The organism is Vibrio sp. 704, from assembly GCF_033339295.1.
Map to the genome: position 1 here is coordinate 90,782 of NZ_JAWOUH010000015.1, position 10,179 is coordinate 100,960.

Here is a 10,179-nt window from a genome sequence, read left to right on the forward strand (position 1 = left end):
GTATCACAAGACTAGACCTGTCTTATCTTTACGGCAATATAAAACACCATTTGGGGTGGTCTTCTTTGCAAAATCATCACTTTGATGAGTGATTCATTGGTGTTACATTTTGTTACTTACTCAATTTCATATAAGAGACCAAAAATGGCTGGAGCAAGTTTACTCACACTGTTGGATGATATTGCCACGGTGCTTGATGATGTCGCCTTAATGTCAAAAATGGCGGCAAAGAAAACCGCAGGTGTGTTGGGAGATGATCTAGCGTTAAACGCTCAACAAGTGTCTGGTGTTGCATCTGAGCGAGAGATTCCAGTGGTTTGGGCGGTTGCAAAAGGCTCATTCAAAAATAAATTGATTTTGGTTCCTTCTGCTTTACTTATTAGCGCCATTATTCCATGGCTTATCATGCCATTATTGCTAATTGGCGGCTTATTTCTCTGCTTTGAAGGGGCAGAGAAAGTACTTGAGAAAGTGTTTCCTCACTCGCATCCGCACGAAGAAAAAGAGGAGCTAGTTAATACTGGCGAGTCGATAGAAGAGTATGAAAAGCGTAAAGTTTCTGGGGCGATTCGAACAGACTTTATCCTTTCAGCAGAGATCATCGTGATTGCGTTAGGTACCGTGACAGGAGCCAGTCTTGTTACGCAAATTTCAGTTGTCAGTTTAATTGCAGTGATTATGACGGTTGGAGTTTATGGACTAGTCGCTGGGATTGTGAAGCTAGATGATTTAGGCCTTTACCTTGAAAGTCGTTCAAACGGTAAAGGTTGGGTGGCGAAAGTCGGAGGGGCCTTGGTCGCTTTTGCACCAAAGTTGATGAAGTTGTTAACCATTGTAGGAACTGCTGCGATGTTTTTGGTGGGTGGGGGAATTGTGGTGCACAACGTGCCAGCCATTCATCACTTTGTAGAGCCGATTATTATGAACTTTAGTGGTTATTCGGTTGCTACAGCCATTTTGCCTATTTTATTGAACGGTATTATCGGCTTTGTGGCGGGGTTGGTTGTGGTTGCGGTATGGACGATGGTTGAAAAGCTTCGTGGTCAATAATCACATCTAAAACATGAGACGATAATAACAAGGGTCATGACTTCTTTTTACAAAAAGCATGACCCTGTTTTATGGGTGAAACGTCAGTAAAGTACTTACTTCACTTTCCACTCGATCTGTTCATTTGCTCGAATAGGCACAACGATATCATTGCCAAATGGCATCGTTTCTGGCACATCCCAAGCGGATTTTTCTAACGTTACCGTATCTTTGTTACGTGCAATGCCGTAAAAATCAGGACCGTTGAAGCTTGCGAAAGCTTCCAAGTTTTCCAACTTGCCTTCTTTTTCGAAGACTTCTGCATAAAGCTCTAGCGCTGCGTGTGCAGTGTAAGAACCAGCACAACCGCAAGCCGATTCTTTTGCCCCTTTCGCATGTGGCGCTGAGTCTGTACCTAGGAAAAACTTCTTGCTACCACTAGTTGCTGCTTCGATCAGCGCTTGCTGGTGGGTTCCGCGCTTAAGAATTGGCAAACAGTAGAAATGAGGTTTAATACCACCCACAAGCATGTGGTTACGGTTGAAAAGAAGGTGGTGGGCAGTGATGGTAGCCGCTACGTTGTCTGAGGCGTTGCTAACGAAGTTTGCTGCGTCGGCGGTGGTGATATGTTCTAGTACGATTTTAAGATTAGGGAAGTCATTGACGATAGGAGCGAGGACAGTATCAAGGAATTCTTTCTCTCGGTCGAAGATATCAACATCGTGATGTGTTACTTCGCCATGAACCAGAAGTAACATTCCGACTTCTTCCATCGCTTCTAAAACGTGATAAATGTTCTTCGCATTGGTCACACCGGAATCTGAGTTTGTGGTAGCGCCTGCAGGATAAAGCTTGGCAGCAACAATGTTTCCGGTGGCTTTAGCCTTACGTATTTCGTCTGGTGTCGTGTTATCTGTAAGGTAAAGCGCCATTAAAGGCTCAAACTGTTCGCCATGTTGCTCTTTAATAATTCGGTCACGGTAGGCTAGGGCGAGCTCAGTTGTAGTAACAGGTGGGACGGTATTTGGCATAATCAGCGCACGGCCATTGTAGCGGCTGATGTCGCGAACGGTGTCTTTAAGAACTTCCCCATCGCGTAAGTGAACGTGCCAGTCGTCAGGACGAGTGATAGTCAGTGTTGTCATTAATTGCTCCCACCATTGAAAAGTTGTCTGATTGGAGCCTAAGCGCCGTATTTGCTTTTGAGCAAACGCTTGCGCTTAGGCGACAGGATGATAGAGGAATTGCCCTCATATTTCATCCCATTTTTCAATTTTATAAAGAGTGAGAGTGTAAGTGGTTACTTCATTGTTAACCAAAGCGCGTGGATCGTACCTGGTAGAAAGAAGAAACACGTCAATATTAGATTAATCAAAAAGTCTTTATTTAGACCTTTCTCCATAAAAACCGCGACAGGCGGAAGAAAGATACATAACAAAATCAGAACCAGTTTTCTTGTATCCATAATTAAGCTCCAAATCGATAAATGGGAGTAGTGATAACTTGGGTGAATTATGTGTGTCGTATCACACTTTATCAAACGGTATTTGGTCAGAACGGTGTTAAAAAACGCGAATATTGAGTGTAGTAAATACTTGTCACTAAAACCAAATTTATAAGAATATGGTTTCGAGAAAGTTGCGATGGATGAAGAGGCAGTAGACTCTGCAACTTAATGTGATTTGAGTATACAATACCGCAACAAATAAAAAACACCCGTAGGAAGAAGGCCATGTCGCAACCCGTTTTATCCCAAATTAATGTTTTTCCGGTTAAGTCAGTTGGCGGATTATCGCTGTCGTCCGTATGGGTTGAGAAGCAAGGATTGAGCTTCGATCGTCGCTTTATGATTGCGAAAGCTGATGGCTCGATGATCACTGCGCGAAAGTATCCGCAAATGGTAACCATTAAGTCTGCCTTATTGTCCGATGGAGTGGTGTTTAGTAGTTTGGGTATGGAACCACTTAAAATCCGTTACCAAGATTTCAAAATGCAGGAGACACCTGCAACGGTTTGGAAAGATACGTTTACTGCCTATACCACGACAGATGATGCAGATGACTGGTTTAGTCGTGTGCTGGGGCAGCGCGTTGAGTTGTTGTTTAGTGGTGAGCAATCGAATCGTGTCCGTGAAAAGCTAGGTCAAAACGTCAGTTTTGCTGATGGTTATCCGGTTTTAGTGATCAGCCAAGCTTCACTTGATGAGCTGAACCGAAGAAGTTCAGAGCTACACTCAATGGATCAGTTTCGTACTAACTTAGTTGTCTCTGATACTAAGCCATTTGAAGAAGATTCATGGAAGCGCATACGAATTGGTGAGGTAGAGTTTGAGTCTCTCAAACCTTGCGAGCGCTGTATCCTGACTACGGTGAATACCCAAAGAGGCACATTCCGTGAGAGCAAAGAGCCGCTCAAAACCTTGCAACAGTTCCGTGCAAACGATGTCGGTGGTGTGTTCTTTGGCCAGAATCTTGTCGCGCGAAATGAAGGCATTATTCGTCAAGGCGATAAAGTTGAAGTATTGGAGTACAAAGAGCCGGAGTTTTACGCAGATAACTCGCCAGTGCGCATGAAGCTTACATGTGTTGAGCGTGAAGAAATTGCCCAAGACTTTGTGACCTTATGGTTAGAGCCAAACAAAGGTTCGTTGCCTAATTACTTGCCAGGACAACACCTGCCAATAGAGGTGAATATTGATAGTAAGAAAGTGGGTCGACGCTATACCTTATCATCCAGTCCTTCTCGTCCGGGTCGTTATGCTATTTCTGTAAAGCGTATCGCGGGCGGAAGAGTCTCTAACTCACTCTTAGACAACTTACAAGTCGGTGATGTTTTAGAGGCAGAACAACCTGACGGTCAGTTCCACCTTAAAACGCATGAAGCGCAGCCTCTGCTGTTACTCTCCGCGGGTAGCGGAGTAACACCAATGTTATCAATGGTGCGTTACTTAGCGGATCATAATCAGTTGGAGAACGTGGTTTTCTACCATCAATGTCGGACCGAAAATGATATTCCTTGTCGCTCAGAGTTGGAGCAGTTAAAGCGTGAGCACCCAGGGCTAGAAGTAAAAGTCTGTTTAACGCAGCCTGCCGTTGATTGGTTTGGGTTAAAAGGGCGTTTAAGTTTGTCACACATTAAGCAAATCAAAGATGTTGAACAGCGCCAAGTGTTTGTGTGTGGTCCTGATGGTTTTATGGAGAAAGCGAAAAATCTCCTGCTAAGAAAAGGGCTGCCAGAAGAAAACTACCATCAAGAAGCGTTTGGAGTTTCTTCTCTTACGTCAAAGCCAGAGAAAAGTCTCGCTATTGACTTTAATGGAACTAAAGTCGTAGGCAACAACCAAAAAACGTTGTTAGATCAGCTCGAAGATGCAGGGAAGGTTGTTAGTAATAGCTGTCGTGCTGGCTTATGCGGCGCGTGTAAGGTTCAGCTTACGTCGGGTCAAGTACATCATCCGGACGTGCCCGCGTTGACTGATGAGGAACGTGCAATGGGAATCGTATTGGCGTGTTGTGCTGTGCCAGAGACGGATGTAACAGTAACCAACTAGGCGAGAACGTCTTTGTCCTTCGACAAAAACTGTTCCTAGACAAAAAAAACGCTGCTATTTTTAGCAGCGTTTTGAGTTTTAAAGAGAACGAAAATATCGTTTAGTCGTAAATCGTCGGGATTGGCTGGCGTTTGTGCTGCGTTGCTTTGTAAATCGCTACCAGACGGTCACTCACTTGCTGTGGAACAGGTTTGCCCTCTAAGAAGTCGTCGATTTGCTCGTAAGTTAGGCTTAGGGCATCTTCATCTGCTTTTTGTGGAGCAAGCTCTTCTAAGTCTGCTGTTGGCACTTTCTTAACTAGTTGCTCAGGTGCACCCAATGTAGCAGCTACTTCACGAACTTGGCGCTTACTTAATCCGAACAATGGTGCCATGTCACAAGCGCCATCACCAAATTTAGTGTAGAAACCAGTGATGTTTTCTGCTGAGTGATCAGTACCAAGAACAAGGCCGCCTACGTAGCCCGCGATCTCGTATTGAGCAACCATGCGAGCACGCGCTTTTACATTGCCTTTTACGAAGTCGACTTTTGCTGCATCAGTTGGTAGAAGATCTGTGCCTTCTAATGCAACGTGAGAAGCCGAATGAAGCCCGTCAACACCTGCTTTGATGTTCACCGATACAGAATGGGTTGGCTGGATAAAAGACAGAGCGAGCTGAGCCTCATCTTCATCTTTTTGCTCCCCATAAGGCAGGCGAACTGCGATAAATTGGTAGCTATTGTTGCCCGCTTCTTCGTTCAGCTGGTCTACAGCCAACTGAGCTAAACGGCCACATGTCGTTGAGTCAACGCCACCGCTGATGCCAAGAACAAGAGACTTACAGCCCGCTTCTTGCAATTTACGCTTAATAAAAGCGACACGGCGTTCAATTTCAAAATGCGGATCAATTGAAGGGAGTACGCGCATTTCGTCACGGATGGATTGTTCCATTTAGGGTTCCTTTTCCTGCAAATATTTCAGACTCTAAAGCACATTTGCTCAAATGGTGATAAACCATACAGTTGAGGCTCATTAAACGCGACTTTAGGGTCAAAAGCTGTAAAGATTAGTAGTATCATACCGAAATCATCAGATTAGAAAACTCTCTTCAACCAGGTAATCACCGGATATGAAAAAAATCGCCATTTTTGGTAGTGCATTTAACCCACCTAGTTTAGGGCATAAAAGTGTTATTGAGTCTTTGAGCCACTTTGATCTTGTGCTACTTGAGCCAAGCATTGCACACGCTTGGGGCAAGAACATGCTTGATTACCCAACTCGGTGCAAAATGGTTGATGTGTTCATCAAGGATATGGGGCTTTCTAATGTTCAGCGTTCTGATGCAGAGCAAGCTTTATACCAACCTGGACAAAGTGTGACGACCTATGCGTTGTTAGAAAAAATTCAAGAAATCTACCCAACTGCCGATATAACTTTTGTCATTGGTCCTGATAATTTCTTCAAATTTGCTAAATTTAGTAGAGCTGAAGAGATTACGGAACGTTGGACTGTTATGGCATGTCCTGAAAAAGTAAAAGTCAGAAGCACAGATATTCGCAAAGCATTGGCCGAGGGTGAAGATATCGGCGCCTATACAACACCTTCCGTACGTGATTTATTACTTAGTAAAGGCTTATACAGAGAAACATTGTCTGGGAACTGAGAGGTCAGATTTTCATGGTCAGAGTCGTTTTATTTAGTGCATGTGCGCTGCTTGTGGTGACACAAGCTCATTCCGCGTGTAACTATTTTTCTGATCGTTCCGTGGTGTTTGAAGATAACACTCTTCCTATCTGTGAAGAAATTTTAGATTCCATCGGCGTGTTAAGTACTGAAGCATTGATTTGGTATGCAGCGGAAGCGAAGCTTGAAGGACCAACAGAAAACTATTGGGAGGAGTGGGCGATTAAGCCGGAAGACACCCCACTTCTAACTCAAAACTTAGAAAAGAATTACTTTGGTCTTGGTTTTTGGATGCCGGAAGAGCTTCGAGACGAAGAGAGTAAAATGGATACAGAAGAGTGGCTTCGTAGTCACGGGTTGATGTTCAGCGTTGGTTTTGGTGATAAATCCGACGGACAGCCAAGAATGCGGTTTGATTATCGTTGGCACGAATATTATGACGCTGACTGGATGATGCAGATAGAGGTACCTTTCTAGACACCTCAAGCAAATGAAAAAAGGGCGTACATTATCAATGTACGCCCTTTTTGTTTTAATCTACTTTCTGTGTCCGTAATTCTACGTAATGCTGAACACGTAGCTTGTTAAAGAGCAAGTTATAGCACTTCTCCAAAGACTAAAAAGCAAAGCTGTTCATATTCTTCGGTGTTACCAGCAAAAAGAGAGTCAACAATTTGCTCTTCCTTCTTCCCCGACAGTTTCATTTTTCTTGCTTCACGTAGTGTTAGTACCAAGCAAAGCTCTTTAGAAATATTCATGTCACAGCCAGGAGTCCATTGATTGATGGTTCTCGTTAACGTTGAGTGCGCTAGTTTAGGAGACAGCGTCAATACTTCATGTCTTACTACTGTCAGTAGATCGGTTTGCAGATCCGAGCGTTCGGCAGTTGTTGCTAGCTTCTCGACGAGCGCTTTTAGTAGCGGTGAAGGCTTCACAAAGCCCGCCTGTTGTGAGAAGTCGTCATTTAAACGCACAGAAAAATCACAACGATATACACGAGAATTAGGTAAAAAGGTGAGGGAGCTCAAACATCCTTGAGGAATCCAAAAATATTGGCCTGGTTCAATGGCATACTCCTGCTTACCCAATTTAATGACGGCTAACCCTTCGATGACAGATAGTAGACTGTGCTTCAGTGCTTTTTTACGCGCAGCTACATCAAGAAAGGGGTATTTAGCGTCGTGAAATTCAATTGCGTAGTTCATTATGAGTACCAGTGTTTTTTGGCGCTAAGGGTAACGTTAAACCCATACGATTCCAACCGGCTGAGAGAATTTTTTAGCATGATAAATGGTGGCTTAACTGGTATGACCATGTTAAAAGTATGGGTTGAAATGCTGCTTGTCAGCAAAACTATGCGTAAAATGTGCCAGCTTTTTTTGATATGTAATGAACAATGACAGCCAATACCGATCCTTATATTGAAATTCGTCCTTACAACGACGAAGAAATTCCAGCAGCGCTGGATCGTCTAATCCAAGATGATGAATTTATCACTGCTATCCTAGAACATCGCTTTGCTAATAAAGCAGCATGGTTCAAAACGCTAATGAGCCCGATCCTGCGCATCTACCTGAAAGCCAAGTGGAGCAAGCTTGATTCTGTCGAAGCAATTCAGATTGAAGTGAAGAAGTATCTGAAAGATACATTGAATAAGACAACGGATGGCGTCACTTTTTCTGGTTTGGATAAGCTGGATAAAAACACGTCATACCTATTCGTTTCTAACCACCGTGATATTGCGATGGACCCTGCGCTCGTAAATTATGGCTTGTACCAAAGTGGGCACCGTACAGTTCGTATAGCGATTGGCGATAACCTGCTGAAGAAGCCATGTGCGACAGAATTGATGCGACTCAATAAGAGCTTCATCGTTAAGCGCTCTGCTAAAGCGCCTAGAGAAATGATGAAAGCATTGGGACAACTGTCAAGCTATATCAAACATTCGCTTGATACTGGCAATTCAATTTGGATTGCCCAAAAGGAAGGCCGTGCTAAAGATGGAAACGACTTTACTGATCCTGCGATTTTAAAAATGTTCCATGTTGAAGGTCGTAAACAAAAGATCAGCTTTGGTGAGTACACGCGTTCTCTGAAAATCGTTCCTGTCTCGATTGCCTATGAAAATGATCCATGTGACATTGCCAAAGCAAAAGAGCTGTACGAAAAAGCAGAAAATGGCCGCTATGAAAAAGGCGAATTTGAAGATATTGAAAGCATCATTCAAGGTATCGTTGGCTATAAAGGCCGTGTACATGTTGCGTTTGGTGATGTGATTGAGCAAGAGTTTGAAACGCCGGAATCTCTTGCTGGTGAAATCGACCGCCAAATTCACAACAACTACAAGTTGTACCCAATCAACTTGTTAGCTGCTGGGCATGAAGATTCGAGCATCATTACGGAAGCAGTTAAGCGTCATCTCGCGGATAAGTTGGATCAGCTACCTGAAGGCGCAAGACCTTATTTGGTGGCGAGCTATGCCAATCCTGTGAATAACCAAGAGTAACTTTCGTCACTGAACTCTGTTGATTCAGAATGCCTTAAAGCCTCGGTCTGCCGGGGCTTTTGTTTATCTGCTCTTTAAGGTGCGACGGCGCCACCAAGGGTTAAATTGCTAGGCCATTTGGTGATCCTGTTACCACCTAAATAGATATTCCCTTTCACCGTCATTGTGTCTGGAAATACTTTCAGCGCTGATCCTCCAATATAAAGATTACCATCAACCACCAATCCTTCAGGAAGTTCAGAAATGGGAGTGCGAATAACACTTAGATCACCTTTTACTCGAAGTTTAGCTGGAAGCGCTTTTAACGGTGTATCTGTCAGATTTAGGTAACCGCCTAGTTTGATGCCTTTAGGCCAGTTTTCGATCTTACTACCTAGTAGGTTTGCATAGCCTTTTATCTTTGTTCCTGAGCGAATAACTTTGAGTGCGCTGTTAGTTGCTTCCAGACTGCCTTCAACATCAAGCCCTTTAGGCAAGGTTTTGATAGGGGTTTGTGAGATGTTTAAGTTGCCCTTTACCACTAGGCCAGAGGGTAGTTGGGTGTAAGGCTTGTTTCTAAGATCAAGATTGCCGTAATTATCGATGTGACCAAACTTAGAATAGTAATCTAGCTCATATGCCAAAGGAGACGAGCAGAGCAGGATTGAAGTAAGGCATAGGAAAACAAAACGCATAGTCAAAGAGTTAGTTAAATACCGAGATCAACAGGTGCTTATCTTATACTTAAATAAACCTATTATGCATTTTTTGCTCACAGTTTTTGATTCATAACTTAAATATTCAAATTAGAGATACACGTTAAAAGTGTGCGCTTCTTTACTGAGCTAAGTAACTTCAAGCTTACTAAAATGAGATAAATTAAATGATTGAATGTGAAGCAGACCCAAGTGTAGAGGTGAGAAAAATATCAGTAGATATTTGAATAATATGAGATTCTTCCAAGAACTTCACAAGGGTCCTTGTTAGTATTATTGAGGTTTGAGGGAGATTTTCATGAAGTTAAAAAGTGTATCTATTTTTACCGCTGGTGTTTTTGCAGTACTGCTGTCGGGTTCCGTTTTTGCTAAATCATACAGTACACCAGAAAACAAAGCGCTAATAGTTGTTGACGGTAAGGTAGGTCAGCGTATCTGTTACTACGATGATAAAGCCTACACCACAGGGGCCGTGATTAATGTTGAAGGCGTATTACTGATGTGTACCGCTGAGAACGATTTTGAAACCAATGGCTCGTTAAAGTGGGTCGTGTTCAAAAAAGATAAATAAACGCGCCGAAGTTGTCTGTTTCATTTAGAGCGGTTTAAGATTAAGAGATTGGAAAAATAAAAAGCGAGCATCATGCTCGCTTTTTTCATTTTCAGCCCTAAACCACCTACTTCAGTAGGTGGTTATCATCCGTTTCGGCTTTGCCTGTAAAACTACTCATGCTAA

The 10,179-nt window shown here is 43.2% G+C and carries 11 protein-coding genes; 6 read left to right on the plus strand and 5 right to left on the minus strand.

Annotation, left to right across the window (positions count from 1 at the left end):
* The first annotated feature begins 144 nt into the window (after positions 1-144).
* The gene (locus tag R7R24_RS18030) at positions 145-1,050 is read left to right on the plus strand and encodes a DUF808 domain-containing protein (protein WP_206947059.1); all 906 of its coding nucleotides are present in this window, start codon (positions 145-147) and stop codon (positions 1,048-1,050) included.
* A 95-nt stretch (positions 1,051-1,145) separates the two neighbouring features.
* On the opposite strand, the gene pyrC is transcribed toward R7R24_RS18030, so the two are convergent.
* Positions 1,146-2,174, minus strand: a complete 1,029-nt coding sequence (pyrC, locus tag R7R24_RS18035; protein ID WP_206947057.1) for a dihydroorotase — start codon at positions 2,172-2,174, stop codon at positions 1,146-1,148.
* A gap of 155 nt (positions 2,175-2,329) precedes the next feature.
* A complete protein-coding gene (locus R7R24_RS18040; RefSeq protein WP_005375297.1) occupies positions 2,330-2,494 on the minus strand; it encodes a YqaE/Pmp3 family membrane protein in 165 nt (54 codons plus the stop codon).
* A gap of 267 nt (positions 2,495-2,761) precedes the next feature.
* Here R7R24_RS18040 and R7R24_RS18045 point away from each other — a divergent pair, with 267 nt between their 5' ends.
* Complete coding sequence (locus R7R24_RS18045; protein WP_206947055.1) at positions 2,762-4,579, plus strand: hybrid-cluster NAD(P)-dependent oxidoreductase; 1,818 nt, start codon at positions 2,762-2,764, stop codon at positions 4,577-4,579.
* 100 nt (positions 4,580-4,679) lie between these two features.
* Here R7R24_RS18045 and nadE read toward each other — a convergent pair whose 3' ends face one another.
* Complete coding sequence (gene nadE, locus R7R24_RS18050; protein ID WP_005375299.1) at positions 4,680-5,510, minus strand: ammonia-dependent NAD(+) synthetase; 831 nt, start codon at positions 5,508-5,510, stop codon at positions 4,680-4,682.
* A 178-nt stretch (positions 5,511-5,688) separates the two neighbouring features.
* Here nadE and R7R24_RS18055 point away from each other — a divergent pair, with 178 nt between their 5' ends.
* Positions 5,689-6,222, plus strand: coding sequence for a nicotinate-nicotinamide nucleotide adenylyltransferase (locus R7R24_RS18055; RefSeq protein ID WP_053307875.1), 534 nt, complete (start codon positions 5,689-5,691; stop codon positions 6,220-6,222).
* A gap of 14 nt (positions 6,223-6,236) precedes the next feature.
* Positions 6,237-6,719, plus strand: a complete 483-nt coding sequence (locus tag R7R24_RS18060) for a hypothetical protein (protein ID WP_017635276.1) — start codon at positions 6,237-6,239, stop codon at positions 6,717-6,719.
* Positions 6,720-6,838: 119 nt separating this feature from the next.
* On the opposite strand, the gene R7R24_RS18065 is transcribed toward R7R24_RS18060, so the two are convergent.
* Positions 6,839-7,447, minus strand: a complete 609-nt coding sequence (locus R7R24_RS18065) for an AraC family transcriptional regulator (RefSeq protein ID WP_170890005.1) — start codon at positions 7,445-7,447, stop codon at positions 6,839-6,841.
* Between the two features lie 191 nt (positions 7,448-7,638).
* Between R7R24_RS18065 and R7R24_RS18070 the strand changes: the two genes are divergently transcribed.
* Positions 7,639-8,748 (plus strand): 1-acyl-sn-glycerol-3-phosphate acyltransferase, encoded by a 1,110-nt coding sequence (locus tag R7R24_RS18070; RefSeq protein ID WP_005385027.1) that lies wholly within the window; start codon positions 7,639-7,641, stop codon positions 8,746-8,748.
* Positions 8,749-8,822: 74 nt separating this feature from the next.
* Here the strand turns inward: R7R24_RS18070 and R7R24_RS18075 are convergent, their stop codons facing one another.
* A complete protein-coding gene (locus tag R7R24_RS18075) occupies positions 8,823-9,422 on the minus strand; it encodes a hypothetical protein (protein ID WP_191116401.1) in 600 nt (199 codons plus the stop codon).
* A 319-nt stretch (positions 9,423-9,741) separates the two neighbouring features.
* Here R7R24_RS18075 and R7R24_RS18080 point away from each other — a divergent pair, with 319 nt between their 5' ends.
* Positions 9,742-10,014 (plus strand): YnjH family protein, encoded by a 273-nt coding sequence (locus R7R24_RS18080; RefSeq protein WP_104976467.1) that lies wholly within the window; start codon positions 9,742-9,744, stop codon positions 10,012-10,014.
* Positions 10,015-10,179 lie beyond the last annotated feature (165 nt).

Excerpts from the sequence above, each read along its gene's own strand:
- R7R24_RS18030 (WP_206947059.1), top strand. The coding sequence starts at position 145 with ATGGCTGGAGCAAGTTTACTCACACTGTTGGATGATATTGCCACGGTG.
- pyrC (WP_206947057.1), bottom strand. The coding sequence starts at position 2,174 with ATGACAACACTGACTATCACTCGTCCTGACGACTGGCACGTTCACTTA.
- R7R24_RS18040 (WP_005375297.1), bottom strand. The coding sequence starts at position 2,494 with ATGGATACAAGAAAACTGGTTCTGATTTTGTTATGTATCTTTCTTCCG.
- R7R24_RS18045 (WP_206947055.1), top strand. The coding sequence starts at position 2,762 with ATGTCGCAACCCGTTTTATCCCAAATTAATGTTTTTCCGGTTAAGTCA.
- nadE (WP_005375299.1), bottom strand. The coding sequence starts at position 5,510 with ATGGAACAATCCATCCGTGACGAAATGCGCGTACTCCCTTCAATTGAT.
- R7R24_RS18055 (WP_053307875.1), top strand. The coding sequence starts at position 5,689 with ATGAAAAAAATCGCCATTTTTGGTAGTGCATTTAACCCACCTAGTTTA.
- R7R24_RS18060 (WP_017635276.1), top strand. The coding sequence starts at position 6,237 with ATGGTCAGAGTCGTTTTATTTAGTGCATGTGCGCTGCTTGTGGTGACA.
- R7R24_RS18065 (WP_170890005.1), bottom strand. The coding sequence starts at position 7,447 with ATGAACTACGCAATTGAATTTCACGACGCTAAATACCCCTTTCTTGAT.
- R7R24_RS18070 (WP_005385027.1), top strand. The coding sequence starts at position 7,639 with ATGACAGCCAATACCGATCCTTATATTGAAATTCGTCCTTACAACGAC.
- R7R24_RS18075 (WP_191116401.1), bottom strand. The coding sequence starts at position 9,422 with ATGCGTTTTGTTTTCCTATGCCTTACTTCAATCCTGCTCTGCTCGTCT.
- R7R24_RS18080 (WP_104976467.1), top strand. The coding sequence starts at position 9,742 with ATGAAGTTAAAAAGTGTATCTATTTTTACCGCTGGTGTTTTTGCAGTA.